The 18364-nt window shown below is 46.9% G+C and carries 15 protein-coding genes; 1 reads left to right on the forward strand and 14 read right to left on the reverse strand.

All coding sequences use genetic code 11. The annotated features are described in order from the left end of the window. Positions 1-140: 140 nt before the first annotated feature. Genes K8S19_13215 through K8S19_13230 form a run of 4 tightly spaced genes read right to left on the reverse strand, consistent with a single transcriptional unit; the run spans position 141 to position 4834 of the window. Positions 141-1211, reverse strand: coding sequence for a hypothetical protein (locus K8S19_13215; GenBank protein ID MCD4814637.1), 1071 nt, complete (start codon positions 1209-1211; stop codon positions 141-143). Positions 1212-1220: 9 nt separating this feature from the next. Beyond that, the gene (locus K8S19_13220) at positions 1221-1988 is read right to left on the reverse strand and encodes an outer membrane lipoprotein-sorting protein (protein ID MCD4814638.1); all 768 of its coding nucleotides are present in this window, start codon (positions 1986-1988) and stop codon (positions 1221-1223) included. Further along, positions 1978-4254 (reverse strand): MMPL family transporter, encoded by a 2277-nt coding sequence (locus K8S19_13225; GenBank protein MCD4814639.1) that lies wholly within the window; start codon positions 4252-4254, stop codon positions 1978-1980. Before K8S19_13225 ends, K8S19_13220 begins: the two co-directional genes overlap by 11 nt. After that, complete coding sequence (locus K8S19_13230; GenBank protein ID MCD4814640.1) at positions 4223-4834, reverse strand: hypothetical protein; 612 nt, start codon at positions 4832-4834, stop codon at positions 4223-4225. The genes K8S19_13225 and K8S19_13230 overlap by 32 nt, the downstream gene beginning before the upstream one ends. Before the next feature lie 425 nt (positions 4835-5259). Between K8S19_13230 and K8S19_13235 the strand changes: the two genes are divergently transcribed. Further along, positions 5260-6813: a T9SS type A sorting domain-containing protein gene (locus K8S19_13235; GenBank protein MCD4814641.1), complete on the forward strand. Its 1554-nt coding sequence runs from the start codon at positions 5260-5262 to the stop codon at positions 6811-6813. 164 nt (positions 6814-6977) lie between these two features. Here the strand turns inward: K8S19_13235 and K8S19_13240 are convergent, their stop codons facing one another. From K8S19_13240 to K8S19_13285, 10 genes are all read right to left on the reverse strand, one after another. Continuing rightward, positions 6978-7478, reverse strand: a complete 501-nt coding sequence (locus K8S19_13240; GenBank protein MCD4814642.1) for a periplasmic heavy metal sensor — start codon at positions 7476-7478, stop codon at positions 6978-6980. Between the two features lie 11 nt (positions 7479-7489). Continuing rightward, positions 7490-7960, reverse strand: a complete 471-nt coding sequence (locus K8S19_13245) for a zf-HC2 domain-containing protein (protein ID MCD4814643.1) — start codon at positions 7958-7960, stop codon at positions 7490-7492. Next, positions 7941-8501 (reverse strand): sigma-70 family RNA polymerase sigma factor, encoded by a 561-nt coding sequence (locus K8S19_13250; protein ID MCD4814644.1) that lies wholly within the window; start codon positions 8499-8501, stop codon positions 7941-7943. The genes K8S19_13245 and K8S19_13250 overlap by 20 nt, the downstream gene beginning before the upstream one ends. A gap of 170 nt (positions 8502-8671) precedes the next feature. Beyond that, positions 8672-9097 carry a hypothetical protein gene (locus tag K8S19_13255; protein MCD4814645.1) on the reverse strand — a complete coding sequence of 142 codons (426 nt, stop codon included), beginning with the start codon at positions 9095-9097 and terminating at the stop codon, positions 8672-8674. Between the two features lie 6 nt (positions 9098-9103). Continuing rightward, positions 9104-9880 (reverse strand): diadenylate cyclase CdaA, encoded by a 777-nt coding sequence (cdaA, locus tag K8S19_13260; GenBank protein MCD4814646.1) that lies wholly within the window; start codon positions 9878-9880, stop codon positions 9104-9106. After that, entirely contained in the window at positions 9870-10775 is a 906-nt protein-coding gene (gene folP / locus K8S19_13265) for a dihydropteroate synthase (protein ID MCD4814647.1), read from the reverse strand. The genes cdaA and folP overlap by 11 nt, the downstream gene beginning before the upstream one ends. Before the next feature lie 156 nt (positions 10776-10931). After that, entirely contained in the window at positions 10932-12779 is a 1848-nt protein-coding gene (ftsH, locus tag K8S19_13270; GenBank protein ID MCD4814648.1) for an ATP-dependent zinc metalloprotease FtsH, read from the reverse strand. Positions 12780-13418: 639 nt separating this feature from the next. Beyond that, positions 13419-14840 carry a tRNA lysidine(34) synthetase TilS gene (gene tilS, locus K8S19_13275; protein MCD4814649.1) on the reverse strand — a complete coding sequence of 474 codons (1422 nt, stop codon included), beginning with the start codon at positions 14838-14840 and terminating at the stop codon, positions 13419-13421. 2 nt (positions 14841-14842) lie between these two features. Continuing rightward, the gene (locus K8S19_13280) at positions 14843-16393 is read right to left on the reverse strand and encodes a fused MFS/spermidine synthase (GenBank protein ID MCD4814650.1); all 1551 of its coding nucleotides are present in this window, start codon (positions 16391-16393) and stop codon (positions 14843-14845) included. After that, positions 16380-18290 (reverse strand): bifunctional homocysteine S-methyltransferase/methylenetetrahydrofolate reductase, encoded by a 1911-nt coding sequence (locus tag K8S19_13285; GenBank protein ID MCD4814651.1) that lies wholly within the window; start codon positions 18288-18290, stop codon positions 16380-16382. The genes K8S19_13280 and K8S19_13285 overlap by 14 nt, the downstream gene beginning before the upstream one ends. Between the last annotated feature and the right edge of the window lie 74 nt (positions 18291-18364).

An 18364-nucleotide genomic window follows, 5' to 3' on the forward strand; every position in this document is an offset into this window, starting at 1 on the left:
TTTATTGTTTTATTCGTCACACCGGCATGCTTTTAGCCGAAATCCATGGGGTTTTCAAGACTTAAAAACAACGCTTTTCTGAATTCCCGATACGAGCATTCGGGAATGACAACCTGGAAACCGCCTAAATGCCCAGGCTCCTAAAAACTATATTCCACCTTAAAATATATTTTATCCTTCAGCTCACTTATTAAAGTCCCGGTCGCCTCTCCCAGGACAAAAATTCCGGAAAGTACTATATTTGCCGCATCTGCCAGGGAATAAGTCACTTCCGGGTAAAGGATAAAAATTTCATTCTCAGTCTCATATGCCATGCCCAGTTGCAGGGTGTGAATGTCCAGAAACGGATAGCGCAATACTGTCATAATGTAATGCTCCTGAATATCCTCGTGGTTCCTGTGATAATATTGTGCCAGGCAATACAAATCATCCCTAAAAGTGTATTCTCCGCCAGCAGCTAACTGGTAATACTCCTCCCCGCTCTCCGGCAGATTATATGCTCCTTCAGCCCAGAGCGCGATTTCGCCAATAGCGCCTATAACGTCTCCACCATATATTTCCACATTACGATATTGGCCGTTTGTCCAGGGATAATCCTCTTTACCTTTAAAATAACTTGCCGATAAATCGCACCCAATTATGGATTGTGCCGACAGTTTGAATGCGTATTCGGAGTTCTCTAACTTCCTCTCCGGCAAGGCGACGCCCGGTACCTCAAGCGCCGGCACAAAATAGGGAAGGTAAACTCCTGTCAGGATTATATTGGTCAGGGGGTAGTATTTCAGGCGTAGTGCGGTTGCGCCCAGTTTTTCTTCCAGAATAAAGGCTTCCTCTTCGCTTAAATCAAAGGGATTTAGGTTATCCGTAGGGTTGATGCTATAGGCCGTGCCCCAGGAAATGATCTGCACCCCTGCCCGCAGGTCCAAACTGCCTAAATAATAATCAATATATGCCTCTTGCAAATTCCAATCGGAATGCAATTCCCCGGTAGTGTACATTTTAAGGCTGACATGAGCATGCGCATTGTCGCTCACCTGGCTGTCCAGCTTGGGTTTGAAAGTTGTTCTGGACCAAATTGCTTCTGATTCATCCAAATTAAAGCGCAGCCGGGTATCGATTTCTCCGTTGATATCAAGAGATGGCTGAGCCATAGCAAGGTTGGGAATTACCAACAGGCACCACAATATGAATAAAAAAAACAAGTTTTTCATAATATTCACCTATCGCTTTTCCAACTGACGCGTAGTGAACATTTTATCCGGAATTGCCGGATTCACCTTAACCTCTTTTTCCACAATAATGGTCTTGCTGCCTTTCTGCACATTCTGCATCTCCATTTTCTTGGTCAGCCAAAATCCCTCTATCTCTTCCACCTCGGATAAATACATAATCTTGAGCAGGTCTCCATGCTCATCATAATATTCGGTCTTCATTTGGTTAAAACGCGCCTTATCCACCCATCTCTTTTGTTTGCTGTAAATAGCGCCCTTCGCATCCTTTGGCAGCAGTTCCAGAATATAGCAATCCTGTTCTTCATATTTCTCAATCCCCAGTAACCTGGCGTTATATTTTTCCACCAAAGAATCCGTGCCCACGTCCTCATAACTAAAGTCACTGCCCATAAAACTTTTACCTTTATCCTTGCCGGCAATCCGGCGGACCTTTCGCAAGGCCGGCAGATAGAGCCAGTCATCATCTTTTACCGAGAGAAAACCCGTGCCTTTGATATTGGCAGGTGATATAAACCTGACCAAAGTATAGTCATCACCTTTTGTCCAGATTTTTATCGTCCGAATCCGTTTGGCGCCTGATTTGTGGACAATGGTCATCTCACTTATCATTATTTCCGAGGCCGGCCGGTTGGCTTCCTCTTTTTCTAAAATCTCATTGCCGGTTAATTCTTTCGCGTTAGCGGAAGAAGTGAATATAAGCAAACTCATTACCAGACCAACCCCCATAATTCCCATGTTCTTAATTTTACTTAGCATACTGATTACCTCCTTCGATTTTTATTTTGTGTCTGTCCCGCAGGAATAACAATGCCGGCAATACGGTCATTGACGCCAGGGATGAAAAAAGCATGGTCAAGGCAATCATCCAGCCCATGCGTGCTATGGGCGGCATGGACGCGAACACCAGTACCAAAAAACCCAATCCCACGGCCGCGGCATTGTAAAAGATTGCCTGGCCGGTATTTGAAATAGTAATCTTCAAGGCCTGCTCCACTTTTTTGCCCAGGGCCAGTTCTTCCTTATAGCGATTAAAAAAGTGAATAGCGTAGTCTACCCCTATACCAATAACAATGCTGGCAATAACCGCCGAAGCCACGTCCAGCGGTATCCCAAACCAACCCATTATCCCAAAGTTCAAAATCACCGTGAGTATAATCGGGATAGCGCAAAGCGCGCCATAGCTTAATGATTTTGAGATGATAATCATCAGCAACAGAACAATCATAATTGCCAGAACCAGACTTTGTAATTGTCCTTTTACAATAAGCTTATTCATTCTGTATGACAGGATGGGCGTTCCGGTTAATACTACCTCAGTCGTGTTGTCAAAATATTTATCAATTGCTCCTTCTATTTCAGCAATCATTTTCTCCCGTTCTGAAATTTTATAGGTTGCTACCCGGGATTGGATCAAAGCATGTTGATAGTCAAAAGAAAGCATATTATCCAGTTGCTCCGAACCTCCCAGGGACAGGAGCAGAAGATATTGGGCTACCTCTTCTTCTGTTTCCGGCAGAATTTTGAATTTCGGCTTCCCCTCGTGCAAGGCTTTATTGGTATTGCGCAAAAGATTAACGATAGACGCAGGCCGGCTTAAAATTTCAATCTCCGTGATATCATTTTGCAGATGCTCCATGGCCCGCAAAACTTCAGGCTCCTGAATATTGCCCTTGATAGCAATTTGAATAATATCCGCGCCGCCAAAATTATCCTTGACCACATTGTAAGCTGATCTAACCGGCCCGCCCGGTGGAAAGAAACTAATAAAATCCGATTCAGTGCTAATCAACGGAATCCCCAGACCGGCTGCCAGGATAAGCACCCCGGCGATTATCAGCACTGTTTTGGCTCTGCCTACAACAAAATCCGCCCATTTTTTCAGAGTTCCCTGCAAAAATGTTTTTCTGTTGCCAACAGATTCTCTTTTATGAGGACGCAGCAAGAAAAGAAATGCCAGGAATAAAGTGATTGTAATTATAAAAGCAATACCCACTCCCACGGCAGTAAACAAACCAAAGCTTCTAATCAGGCTTAAGGAAGAAACACCCAGCGAACCAAAACCTCCCATGGTAGTAATGGATGTTAAAAAACATGCCATACCTACGAACACTATTGTTCTGGTTAAAGCTTTCCTTTTATCCCAGCCCAGCGAAATTTCCTCACGGTACCGGGCAAGAATATGAATCCCGTCCGCAATGCCTATACTGATAAGAATAATCGGCATGATATTACTAATAGGAGTAAGGGGTACTCCAAGATATCCCATAAGTCCCATAGTCCAGATAATTGTAACCACAACAATAAGTAATGGCAAAACCACTCCTCTTAGATTGCGAAAGCTGAAGTAAAGTATCCCTACCATTAGCAGCATAGCCAAAGGAAGCAATTTGGCCATGTCTTTGCTCAGTATTGTATCCATTTCCATGTCCAGCACAGCTTGACCGGTCAAGTGAGTCTTGTGCTCCAGTCCGAGTTTATTCACCTCCTCTTTGAGATTGCAGATAACCTCCACTACATCTGCATTAGGTAAAATCTGAACCATAATTAGGGCAATTCTTCCATTTTCGGAAACTATCTGCCCCACATAGTCATCATTGGATAACACTCCTTTCTGCAATTCCCGGAGTTCGGCTTCACTCTCCGGAATATCCTCAATCAGTTCCACCACCTCGATCCCGCCCTCAACTCCCCGAATCTCTTCAACATTGGTTATACTCAGAACGGAATTAACCCCTTTCACTTTTTCCAATGCCAGAGTTAATTGATCTATTTCGCGCAATGAACCGGCGCTGAAGACCTCGCCCAGGTCCATAACCACCATGGCAAACTTTGCTCCGCCAAAAGTTTCGTCAACCTGGTCGTAGGCCGTCTTTACCGGGTCATTTGCAGGAATCATGGATTCCACATCACCGCTTACATCCAGCTTATTAAGACCGAAGTAAAAGAAGACTGTCGCCGAAATAATGAGAGCGATTATGATTTTCGGATATTTACCCACCCATAGGGTTAGTTTTTCCAGCATCGTTTTTATCTCCTTCCTTTTGCTCTTCTACACTGTCGGATTCTAAAATCTCCTCAAGCTTATCCCTAACCAACTGAAATTTATCCTCGGAGTACGGCCCCGCCACATGGCTGACCAGAACTCCGTCTGCCGCAATAACCAAAACATCGGTTTCATCTTTATCAGCGCCTAAAAGTTTATTAACTTTTTGTTCCCAGTCCATCAGGATAGTGACCGGACTCTTTTGATGAATTTCCTTTATTTTCCCTATTACAAAATTTCGGGTTATAAAAAAGGGGATGCCTTGCATGTCAAAAACCGAAAATATTTCCAGACTATCGTTCGGGGGAAAGGTTTGCAGCAGCATTTTTACCCAGTTCTCGCTATTTTCCTCTTTTGCTTTAGGACCCATAACCAATATGATTACTTTCCCCTTCATTTGTCCCAGTTCGTATGATTTGTCATCTGCGCCCTCTATTACAAAATCAGGGACTTTATCTCCTACCTCCACCAATACCGTTGACTCCGCCACGCCTTGCGCTACTTGAAATAGTGATAAAAAGCCGATGCAACAAAATAGTATTCCCCGGATATATTTCACTTCGCTAAAACCTCCCTAACTTGCTTTTTATTCAATTTCCCCGATTCATCCCAACTTGCCTGTCCTGATGCCTTTATCCGGGAACGACGGGATGAAGCGGCTAACATATTAATTCTGTATATCTTTATACTAAATACACGTAACAGAATTATTTCAGAATTGTAATAAATTGTAACAACCGCGCTTAGACTGGCCGGGCCAGAGTGAGTGACCGGGGGCGTTACGCTCTTTCCCTGATACAGATTCGAAAATAAGGGCGTCCTTTCGGCCCCTGTAATAATCGAACTAAACTAAATCGCAGATATTTGCTATATTAAGAGTCTCAAAGTCACATAAAAAGAACCGGCTGTTTAAACAACATCCCGAATTGCACATCATCTTTTTAATTGGTCTGCCATAGTAAGGCAAGGAAAGGTATGTGATCGATGCATAAATATTTGTTTTGCTTATTTTTATTTATATTTTTAGCGGGGCTGACAGCACCACGAATTTCACTAAGCGCCAATCGGTTGAGTTATTATAATTTCGAGGGAACGCAGACAACGGATGAAGTTTTTGGTAGTAATTATGAAGTCTATGATTATGAGCGACGTATGAGCGTTGCCCGGACCACTAATCATCCCCATGCCGGTAACTATTGCGCGCGTGTAAACTTGGGCACAATTGGCTATGACGGGATAAACAGTACGCTCTGCAGGCCGAACCCGCATATTGCAATAGGGTCTTTTAATTATGGCCATGAGGATAACTATGGACAACATACGGACGAGCAGGCTTTTTACCGATTTTGGTTCAGGTATGATGAAAATGTCAACTGGCATACGCAAATAAAATTATTCCACGGCGGCGGACATAATTTTAATGACCAGTATTCCGGAAATTACAATGCTTATAATACGCCGGCCCTTTCGCCGGTTTCAGCCCCCAAGCCGCATTCCATCTGGGACAGTCTGTGGCATAAAGTTGAAATTTATCATAAATACGCAGGCAGCAATATAACCGATATCCAAGTCTGGGTGGATAATGATTTAATCATGGATTTGGATGCGGATGATTTTAATCAGGATGCAGAAGGCAATCAGCTTTATCCGCAGCGCACAGAAAATTTCGGGCTGATTCATGAGCATACCTGGCATTTTTACAGCTATGTTTACCGGTATAATGATTATTATTCAGTTTCGCATCTCTCACAATTGGACGAGCTTCTCTGGACCACAACACCTTATTCCACCATTACCCGCGATGACAATCCGGAAGAAGTCACTCTTTTTGAAAATAACACGGATTATTACTATATCCGGTGCTACAGTTCGGATTATATGTACAATGAAATTGTGTTAAAAAAGGAAGAGTGGACCGGAATCGGCGAACGCCGGGACGGTCATTATGCCCAGGGAGCAGGTCGGTTGTTTGTGGAATTTTGGAATGGGAGCGATTGGCAGGAAGTCGAAAACATAAATGACAGCACGGCAGTATCCGGGAATACCCTGGAGCAGGATGGTTCCATTACCTGGACTGCGCCCACCACCGAAACTTGGCGGTTGTACTGGAATTTCATCTCTAACGGCGGCTACCGATGGATCAGGTTGCATGTTCAAAATAATCCCCTACAGGGATTAAAAGCCGATATGTTTATACCGCAATATTCATTAGGCATGCAATTGGATGATATTGAAATTTGGGACGGATTGCCGGATGATCGAATACCCATCGCCGGGGATTCAAAAATGGTTTTAGCTTACCCCAATCCAGCCCATGAAAAGGTTACTTTCATATTCACTAATCCCACAGCGCAAAACATTGTTATTCAAATTTTTAATTTTGCCGGGGAAAGGGTCGCCTCTATAAAATCCACCATTGATGAAAATAATCCTCTGGTGGAATGGCATTTAGTTAATATCGCCAGTGGCGTTTATATTTATCAAGTGGAAAGCAATGGAAAAAAAATCCAAACGGATAAAATTGCAATTAAAAAATAGGCCTCCCGTAATCGTGATCGCAAGCAAATGATTTTCCCCCAATACTAATCAAGGTTCCAATAAAAACCCACAGGCTTATTCATAGTGTTCCCGCTAACCGGCTGCGATAATAACAAAAAGCCGGCCCGCTTTTTCTGCGAGTCCGGCTTTTTGTTACTATACGACTATCTATGTTTTCCCCGGCCTGGTTTACCTTTCGTGCCTTTATGTCCACCCATCCCCTCAAAATGAAGCTGTTGGACCTCCATTATTTGCTTTTGCTCATCTGTCAAAATACTGCGCAAATAAATAATTGATTTAACCCGCTCGGCCGTCATTTGCCCGTGAATATCCCCGATTTTTTTCGCCATCTTTTCTATCTTGCCCATATTCGGATTATCCCGGCCGACTTCTTCCGCCAAGTCAATTTGCAACAGCTCAAGCGTCGAATGCTGTTGAATCATGGTTTTGCGTTTTTTTAGCTTTTCCTTTTTCAATAAATCAATTTGTTCTTTGGTGAGGTTAAGTTGGGAAATCATGCCGGAAGGACCGCCTGCCATCATTTCAGATCTGGCGCCAGGACCACCGGCCCCCCCCCCCATGGGACGCGCCATGGCTGCCGGAGCTGCCATCACCAGTGCGATAACTGCGATCATAATACTTTTCTGTATCTGTTTCATTTTCATTTTTCTCTCCTTTAGTTCAGATATTGGGACACCGTACCGGGCACCCCATAGGTTTCATAATCAAACTCACTACGATAACTTTTTGCCTCATTGTGAATACCCAATTGATTCAAGTCTTCGGCATACGCATTAAGCACTTCCTGCCGGGTCATATCCTTGCTCTGGGTGGAAAAAAACAAAGGCATTATCCCGATCATTAAGACTGCTACTGCCCCCATGACAGCCGGCACCCACCATTTCATAGGGTTGAACCCCTGCGGCTTTTCCGGGCGGGCATGCGCGATAACCCGGTCTGCCAACTGAAAGGTCATCTGCTCGGAAGCATTGGTCTGCAACGCCCGGGTGGCTGATAAATAACTGCCGGCCTGGACCTGGCAATGATGACACCGGGCCAGATGATCGCTTAGTGATTTTTCCTGTTTGGCAGACAAAAACCCCAAGGCCTGATCTGCCAGTAATGTTTCAGCCTTCCTGCAATTCACTGTGATCGCCTCCTTGTGCTTGGTAACTATTTTTAAACGCCATAAGACCCCGGCGCAATCTGGTTTTCACTGTGCCGAGTGAAAGCCCCAGTGTCTGCGCAATTTCATGCAGACGAAGATCGGATTCAAAGCGCAAAATCAAACACTCGCGGTAGTTGGGCTTGAGTTCCTGCAAAGCCTGCCAAACACGAGCTCTTCGCTCCTGGTCAAGCAATAATTTTTCGCCTATCGCCTCCACCCGCAGTTCCGGCATCACATCACTGCTCGGAATCTCGCGACGACGACGCAGTCGCTCCCGTCCTACATTCACCGCTACTTTGTAAAACCAAGGCTCAAATGGCCTGGCAGGATCAAAGTAACTCCTTTTTTCATAAGCCCGTAAAAAGGCATCCTGACTGAAATCCGCCGCATCCTCTCTTTTTCCCAGGAGTTTCAGGCCGATTCTAAACACTTTGTTTTGGTAATAGTCCACGATTTCACGGAGCGCCTCGAGATCACCCGTATGAAACCGAAGTGCAACATCTGGATTTATCACGGCCATTGAACCTCCTTTCTATAGATACTATGCAATTGCCCTGGATAAAGTTTCAAAATTCAAAAAGTAAAATCCGCTGATACAAAACTTATTTTACAGGGGCAGCATTTTTTTGTCGTGCCGACGCGAACACGATAAGCTGCCGTCTTTGGGGCAGGGTGAAGGATGAAACAGCTTTATTTTACAGATTTTTTCCTGGATCTTATAATTCTAATTTTAACGCTGGCAGGTGAAAACGTTTTCACCTCAATACCGGACGGAACAATAATATCCTGCTTGGAAAGCGTATAGATACTTTTGCCTACCCGCAATGCACTAAGATTAATCGAGACCCATATCTGGCGTTCCTTGAGGGAAAGAATTCGATCGCGCCTACCTGAGATGGTTACCTGTATTTTTTGCTCCTTGGGTTCTGCGACTGCCCGGCCCACGGAAAGATTATTAAAATAAACCGGCACCGTATAGACCGACTGCATCGACTGTTGACCTGCAACATACGACCAAATAATAAACGCCGCTGCCAGGGCAGCCAGTTTATACCGCCAATTATTGAATATTTTTTCTTTAAAAAACAGCCGCCAACGGCGTGGTAAAAATCCCATACCTGACTACCCCCTCTTGGGTCCGTATAAGGTGAGCATTTCTTCCAAAGTCTGGCTGTCAATTGCAGGTGTGATCTTTCCTCCCACGGCCAATGAAATGCTCCGGTTCTCTTCAGAAACCACAATGGCGACCGCATCTGTCTCTTCGGTAACACCGATTGCAGCGCGATGACGGGTTCCATAATTTCTTGAAACATTGGGGTCCTGGGTGAGCGGAAGAATACAACCCGCAGCCACCACACGCCATTCCCGGACAATCACAGAACCGTCGTGCAGCGGCGTCTTGGGAACAAAAATTGTTACCAGCAATTCCGCCGAAAGTTCTGCATCCATACTTGTCCCGGTATCGATAAAACCCTTTAAATTCACATCCCTTTCCAATACGATCAAGGCGCCGATTTTGCGGCGCGCCAGCACCCGGCAAGCTTCGGTAATTTCTTTGTATAACCGCGCCTCTTCTTTTAACAGTCCTAAAAACATCCGGCGGCGCCCCAATTGAATCAACATACGACGCAGCTCCGGTTGAAAAATAATTGCAAAAGCAATCAACCAGACCGCCCAGAGACTGGTCATCAGCCAGTTGATGGTATACAGCTGTATCTGAGATCCCACAAAGGCAAACAGGAGCAGAAACAAAAATCCCTTGAGCATCTGCATGGTCCGTGTCTCACGAATCATAAGCAGGACACGATAAATCAAAAAGGATACCAACAGAATATCCAGCGCATCCTGCCAGCGAAAATCTATAAGCAATTGATAAAACCGCGTCAATTCAAGCGGCATGGGCGACTTGCCTCCTTGTTGCCTTTTCCTGCTTTTGACGCTTCCCGGCGTCTCGAATGGCATGCGCGACCTGGATGGTCATCTTCATCTCAGAAACATCATGCACACGTAAAATATGCGCACCTCGCGCGACAGCCAGCGCCACAGCGGCCGAAGTGCCCCATACCCGCTCCTGAGGCGGGAGGGTGCCGAGAATGCCGCTGATAAATGATTTACGGGAGACTCCGATTAAAACCGGATACCCGGTTTTAATCAAATCCTGGATATTGTTCAACAACAAAAGATTATGCTGAAGATTTTTTCCAAAGCCTATCCCGGGATCTAAAATAATTTTGGAATCAGCAATCCCGGCGACACGTGCCTGGCGAACCCTGCGCAGCAATGCTTTACGGACATCCTGCACAACATCATCATACCGGGGTGCTTTTTGCATGGTTTGCGGCGTTCCTTGTATATGCATTATCACAATCGGAACCTTGGCGCGCGCAACCACCTGACGCATTTCAGGATCTTGCAGACCAGTGACATCATTAATCATTTGAGCACCTGCAGCAATCACTTTGCGGGCGACTTCCGGCTTATAAGTATCCACCGATACCGGAACACCCAAATTGACAATCCGTTTCAGCACCGGCAGGATACGCCGCAATTCTTCCGGAGCGGATATGGGGATTGCCCCCGGACGGGTTGACTCTGCACCCACATCAATAATATCGGCTCCCGCGTCAATCATCGCCTTGGCACGTTGATACGCTGACAGCGGGGTCCGATAACGTCCCCCATCGGAAAAAGAATCGGTTGTCAAATTGATAATACCCATGAGTAACGGGCGGATTGCAAGATTAAAACGTTTACTGCGGCAATTTAAAAAAAATCCTCTGGCAGGACTGCCCATGGGAATTCCTTTCCCGAAAGCCGTCAGAGGTCTTGAGGCTGTTCAACTTCCCCGCTTCAACCCCGGCTTCCCTGTCTGTCTGCCCGGCCTGTCCGGCCGCCTGTCCGGCGCATGCAGGACAAATGCAGGACGAATGGGGATTTCACGGATAACCTATTAAGCCTTGGCCTCCTTGGCGGCAGGTGTTTTGATATTAAGAATCAGATTAACTTCTTCACCTTCAATAATTTCTTTTTCCAAAAGAGTCCCGGCCAACTTATGCAGCTTGGTCTCATTTTTTTTCAGGATCATCGCCGCCCTATCGTAGGCGGTTGATACAATTCGCTTCACTTCCTTATCAATCCCTTGCGCCGTCATCTCGCTATAATTTTTTTCCTTCATCAGGTCTTTGCCAATAAAAACCTCGCGGTCTTTTTTCCCAAAGGTCATGGCACCCATTTCCTTGGACATGCCGTATTCACAGACCATGCGATGCGCGATGTCTGTGGCACGTTCCAAATCATTGGATGCGCCGGTTGATATTTCTTTAAAAATAAGTTCTTCCGCCGCCCGCCCGGCCAAAAGCCCGGTAATATCTGAATGCAACTCCTCTTTCATCATCAAAAACCGGTCTTCGGTGGGGAGCTGCAACGTATAACCCAATGCTGCCTGTCCGCGGGGAATAATTGAAATTTTGTGGACGGGGTTGGTTCCGGGAATAAAACGCGCCACCAAGGCATGGCCTGCTTCATGATATGCAATAACTTTTTTCTCCCGTTCAGACACCACACGGCTTTTCCGCTCCGGTCCGGCCAAAACGCGCTCAATAGCTTCTTCCAGTTCCGACATGGTGACCGCCCGTTTATTCCGCCGTGCCGCCAGCAAGGCACCCTCATTCGCCAAATTCGCCAGGTCGGCACCGGAAAACCCGGGCGTACGCCGCGCCAGAATCTGAAGATCAACATCCGGCCCAAGAACAATCTCCTTGGTGTGCACTTTTAAAATACCCACTCGGCCCAGTAAATCCGGCCGGTCCACCACCACCTGACGGTCAAAACGCCCCGGACGCACGAGTGCGGGATCAAGCACATCCGGCCGGTTGGTGGCTGCAATCAGAATAACACCGGAATTGACCTCAAAACCGTCCATCTCCACCAAAAGCTGATTGAGGGTTTGTTCCCGCTCATCGTGTCCGCCGCCCAAACCGGCACCACGGTGTCTGCCGACAGCATCAATCTCATCAATAAAAATGATGCAGGGCGAGTTCTTCTTGCCCTGCTCGAAAAGATCACGGACGCGTGACGCGCCGACGCCAACAAACATTTCCACAAAATCCGATCCGGAAATACTAAAAAACGGCACACCTGCCTCACCGGCAATCGCACGGGCCAGCAGTGTCTTGCCGGTTCCGGGATGTCCCAGCAGTAAAACGCCTTTGGGAATTTTCCCGCCCAAACGTTGAAATTTTGACGGATCCTTTAAATATTCAATAATTTCTTCCAGGTCCTGTTTTGCTTCATCCACACCGGCAACATCGGCAAAGGTTACTTTGGGACGGTTGGAGGGGGTCTGGAGTTTCGCCTTGCTCTTGCCAAAGGACATGGCGCCGCCGGCGCCGCCCTGCATTTTATTAAGATAGTACAACCAAAAAAGAATGAATGCAATGACCGGTCCCCAGGAAAAGAAAAACGTCGCCAGCCACTGAAGCGGCGAGGTTTCAGGGATTTTCCCGACAATCTCAATGTTCTTTTCATGCAGCTTGTTGAATAGCTGCGGATCATCCATAGGCGCGACCAGATTAAACGGTGTGCTGTCTTTACGTTTTCCGGTGATCTCCTTGCCTGCCTGCTCTTTTTGTACAATCACGACCTTGGCAATTTCTCCGCGATCCACATCACTTAAAAATTCAGAATAGGTATATTGTTTTTGCCCGATATGTTTCGGCAAATTAATGTAATTGACGAGCATGATAACAACGACAAAAATAAAAAGCCAAAATGAAAGTGTTTTTAATGAATTATTCACAAAATGCCTCCTACCAGCCTAACCAAATTACCCCAGATACCTCTGCAGCTATCCTTTTATTTTTCAATACAAATTTAGGATGGCCTATCGTAGCATACAGTTTTCAGGCTGGCAACTTTAAATTCTCCGCTTGTTTTTAATCAAATTTTCAAAATTTTTCATGCGATTACATCTGTTTTCATTGCTAGTGACGGCGATTCCGGTTATTTTACGAAGCTTTAAATCACCCTGCTTCACCAGGAGCTTAAACATTTAGTCGGATTATTTGTATTTTGCCGTCATACCGGCGGAAGCCGGTATCCAGGAATCTGAATTTTAAAGCTTTTTCTGGACCCCGGTTTTCACCGGGGTGACGAACAATACCTAAAACAGGCTAATTGCCCAGGCTCCTACTGTCCAAGTTATAAAACACACTGTCTTCTATTCGCCCTAAGTGCTAATTTTTAAAGGAAAACTGATACTGTATCCATACGCTAAAGCCGGATTTGACGATAAAGTCCCCTGATGTTCCATAAAACGCGTGGTGCGTTTTTTCCTTTAAAAATCAGTACTTAGGGCGATCCTGTAGCTGCCGTATTTTAAAATCCGGACAAAAATCACCCTGCTACAAATAAAACAAATTTCCAGGATGCAGACCGGTCAACGGCGGGCTCTCTGGGGAAACACACTTATTTTGACAGCTGCTACGGTGGCAAGAGTTATTTTTGCACTTTCTGCGATGGGACCCATATACACCCATATCACTTCATGATTCCGTACCACAAGCGGCCACGTTTCAATTTCTTCCCTGGACAATCCCATTTCCAGCAAAATCTTTCGGACGGATTTCTTTTTTCCCGCCATCCCCAAAGGACTCAGCACATCACCGGTTTTGAGCGTTCGCATCACCAGCGTCCCTTTGACACTCTTGGCATCCAGGAAAACATGCCGCGCATCCGGCGGCCTGCGAAGGCGGGTTGGCCTTGCTGCTGATTCCATTTTGACGCCAAAGGGGACCCCGGGGTTCTGGTTGAGTCCTTTTTTTAATTTCATACAGTACGCTGCCGCTTGCACCTTCGGAGCAGTCTTTTCCACCACCAATATTCCCCGGTGCAAGCCGGCCTGCCAAAGACCGGGCAGACTTATTCCCTGCCGGCCTTGTAAAACAGCATCCCAAACACGTCTGAGATGCTGGTTGGATTTCTCCGGAATTCCCAACATCTCCCAGACACCGGCTAAAACACGCCATTGGATGGCCTCCGGCAATTTCAACAACGCCTGCCGGTGAATCCGGCATTTTGTTTCTTCTCCGGTGATACCGAGTTTTCGCATTGCTTTTTGTGTCAACGACGCCAGCAGGGCTTCATCACGCCGCAAGCTTTCTCCATTTTGTACAATGCGCTGCTTTAACAATGGATTATACTTTTTTTCCAAAAGCGGAATCAATTCCAGCCGGAGACGGTTGCGCGCAAACACATTTTGTTGATTACTCTTGTCCACACGCCACTTAATTTTTTTTTGCCGCAGAAACATTTCCAGCGCTTGCTTGGGGATGGTTAATAAAGGACGCAGCAAACGCAATCCTTTGGGTGCGGTTGGATGAGGGAAAATTCTATCGGCTTGCATGCCGGATAACCCGCGGCTTCCGGTTCCCCGTAAAAAATTAAACAGAATCGTCTCCACCTGATCGTCCTGGTGATGCGCCAGCACAACGGCTTTGGCCTTGATCCGGACGGCTGTATCCATAAAACAGTCCTGCCGCACCAACCGGCCTGCGGTCTCTTGGGAAATCCCGCGCTTCACCGCTATTTTCGTGACATGACTATGGTAAACAGAACAAGGAATATTCAGGTCTTGGCAATGCCGCATGACGAGCCGCATATCCCGGTCCGCCTCCTTGGCACGCATGCCATGATGAACATGCACAACATGCAGCCGCTGGGAAGCATCGGGTAAACAAGCGTACAGAAGATAAAGCAGCGCCACGGAATCCGCCCCGCCGGATACACCGGCAATCAACGCTCCGCGTGCAGGCAGCAATTGCTGTACCTCACGGATAATTTCTTTTAACAATGGTTTCATGACTAGTTTAACAACACTTCCGGTCCCAGGCTGTCAATCACCAACTGCCGCCAACGGCGGTAAACAACCCGGTTCATGAATTCCACCGGATTGTAATCATCTGTACAGATAACCGCATCTTCCCAACCTGAAATACTTACCGCGTTGGCCTGCAACGCATTCCATACTTCAGGATCCGGACCCTCCTGTGGTTCGGGACCCTCCCCGGCAATACAAACAATATTCCCGAACTTATGCTTGGCTTCGCTGAAAAAAGACTTGCACCAGTCATGCGGCGCTCGCAAGGTCGCAAAAACCGAAGCCCCGGCCTCGCGATGCGGCCCCTGAACGTATCCAACAAAATTTAAAGCCGTCACGCCGCCGGGATTCAAAATATTCTTCACCTCCGTAAAAAAATTTTTAGTCAGTAAATGACTCGGGAAATTTTCACCATTGAATGTATTCAACACAACCACATCATATTTTTTTTGTGTGGTACGCACAAACCGCCGTCCGTCATCCAGGGTAATCCTGACTTTTTGCGGATCAATCCCAAAATAGGTTTCCGCCACTGCCTTGATTTTTTTATCAATTTCAACAACATCCACCCGGAATTCCTTGCGCAATAAAGCATGCACAATATTCCCGCCGCCCAGGCCGACCACCAAAACATCTTTGGCCTCCGGGTGATAGCTGGTGATTGCATCAACCATATCACTGACATAGCGCGGCACCGCCCGATGCGAACGGTAATCTTCTCCCGACTGGGTGACCCCATCCACCAATAAAATTCTCTGGTTACCAATTTGCGCCACCTTAATCTCTCCGTAAAAGCTATTGGTCTTGTAAATTATCTTTAAATTTCCTGTAGAACTTGGATTAGGGGATATGCGGGGAAAAAAAATCAAGCTCCCCAATCCCAGGATGATCAGCGCCAGAAAAATCCACCACCGACGTGAACGGATAACGAAATAATAAAACAGGGGCATGATCAACAACACCATTCCCAACCCGAGTAAAATCGTACTCAAACGAAAATTGGGAATCAAATAGAACCCCATGACAACCGTCCCAATAAAACTTCCCACAGTGGAGATCGCATAGAGCATACCCACGCGTGATCCCAGTTTTTCAAATTGATCGGTGAACAGTTTGGTGGCATAAGGACTGACAATCCCGAGAAAAAAAAGCGGCAGGCTGAACAGAATGACACTCCCGATCAAAACCCCGCCCCGAACGCCGAAATGGCCGGCAAAGGTCAGCACCGGATTGCGCAAAACCGGAATAAGAAACGTGAGCAGCGCGGATAGGGTAATCGCCAAATATAAAAATTCCGGACGCCGCTTGGCATCCGCCAATTTACCGCCCAGCCAATAACCGACGGAAAGCGCCAGCAGCGTCACCGTAATCAGAGCCGACCAAACATAAATACCTACTCCAAAAAACGGACCCACCACACGTGTGCCCACCACCTCCAGCATCATGATCACATTGCCGGTGATAAAGATGGTTAACAGCAGCACCCAGGGTGGAACCGCCCCTGAAGGATGTTCCCCGGTTTTATTCATTTGCATATTTTTCCTCCTCCGTTTGCACACCGCCCAGCTTTAAAACCTGCACCGCCAGGTCAGCTTTACCAAAAGGCGCCGACACTTGAACCCCTTGAATATGCTTTTTGATTTTAACCAATGCCTCCCCGGCAATTTTCACGCCCTCTTGCTGTGCATCACGCCCGCTGCCTTTTGCGCGCATTCTTTCCATAATTACAGGCGGTACTGTGGCCCCGGGAACTTCATTATTCATGAACTCCGCATTTTTAAAAGACATCAAAGGCCAGATCCCGGCAACAATGGGAAGGGTGACATCCTTGATTCTATCTCGAAACCGAAAAAAAATGTCCGGATCAAAAACCGGCTGGGTAATCATAAATTCCGCACCAGCGGCAATTTTTTGATGAAGCCGTTCAATTTCCTCATCCAAATTAATCGCACCGGGATTCACCCCCACGCCTTTTAAAAAAGCCAGCGGTTTGGGTATCGGATTGCCGCCAACATCACGCGCCTGATTGAGACCTGTCACGATTTTGGTAAGTCCAATGGAATCCACATCAAAGACTGCCGTGGCATCCGGGTAATCCCCCACTTTTGGCGGATCTCCTGTGATAATAAGCAAATTACGAATTCCGGCAGCATGCAACCCCAATAAATCCGACTGCATCCCAATGATATTCCGGTCCCGGCATGTGTAGTGCAAGATAGCTTCAATCCCAACTTGCTGCTCGATCAGCATGGCCAGCACCATGGGAGAAAGCCGGGCGGAAGCACGCGGCCCGTCAGGAATATTCACTGCATCAATCCCGTTCGCCTCTAACAAACGGCACTTGGCAATCGTGTCCGTCGGATCAGCACTACGCGGCGGGGTGATTTCAATGGTTGTGATAAATTTCCCGGTGTGAAGCGCCTGGCCCAGCCGGGACTTGTCCGCTTGGGGTACTTCCTCAACAGCTGCCTGTTCCGTTTCCGTCAGGACGACTTCCACATTGCGTTTACCGGGAAACAGCGCCCGAATGGCCGAGTGCATGGCTTTAATATGCTTGGGTGCCGTACCGCAGCATCCGCCGACAACCCGGGCGCCGGTCTGGATAAAGCGTTTCGCGTACTCCGCCATATATTCAATTGATGCCAGATAAAAATAACGGCCGTCAACCACTTTGGGCATCCCGGCATTGGGCATGCATGAGATTGGTTTTTTTGTAATCGTTTGAGCTTTTTCCAAGAGCGAAATCATATCCGCCGGGCCGGTGGAACAATTAAACCCAATCACATCCACATCGAGCTTATCCGCCGCTTTCAAAAAAATATCCAGGGTCGTGCCGATCGCAGTCTCACCTTTTTCATTAAATGATCCTTGCGCAATAATCGGTAAATCGGAAATGGAACGGGTGATCTCAACTGCCAACTTAAGTTCCTGACTATCTGAAAAACTCTCAAAAACAATCAGATCAACACCCGCCTCAATGAGACTGCCGATCTGCGCTTGATAAAGTGCTTTGGCCTGTTCCCCGCCAAGGGGACCCAACGGTTTTAAGTGAGCACCCAAAGGCCCTACTGAACCAGCCACCAAGGCTGCATCCTGTGCCGCCTCCTTGGCCATCTCCACCGCCCGCATATTAATCTCGCGAACCTTGGCTTCTAAACCAAAACCCTTCAATTTATTGCCATTGGCGCCGTAAGTATTGGTTTTAATCACATCTGCGCCGGCTTGTACATACGCCGCATAAATATCAGAAACCATTTTAGGCGCTGTAAGATTAAGCCCTTCGTAACATTGGTTGATGTACGCGCCTTTTTTATACAGCATGGTTCCCATCGCACCGTCAAACAGAACCACACCTTCCTTTAATTTTTCACTAAACGATTTCACTAAAAAAACCACCCCTGACTTTAATAGTAGAGAACAGGCACCCGGCATTCGCCCCCGCATACGCGGGGCAAGCTGGGCAAGTCCGCCGGACAAGTTGCCTGTTCCCTACATTTTTACCGTAC

The sequence above is a fragment of the bacterium genome (assembly GCA_021108215.1).
Lineage (GTDB): Bacteria > Oederibacteriota > JAAXVQ01 > JAAXVQ01 > JAUVAV01 > JAIORK01.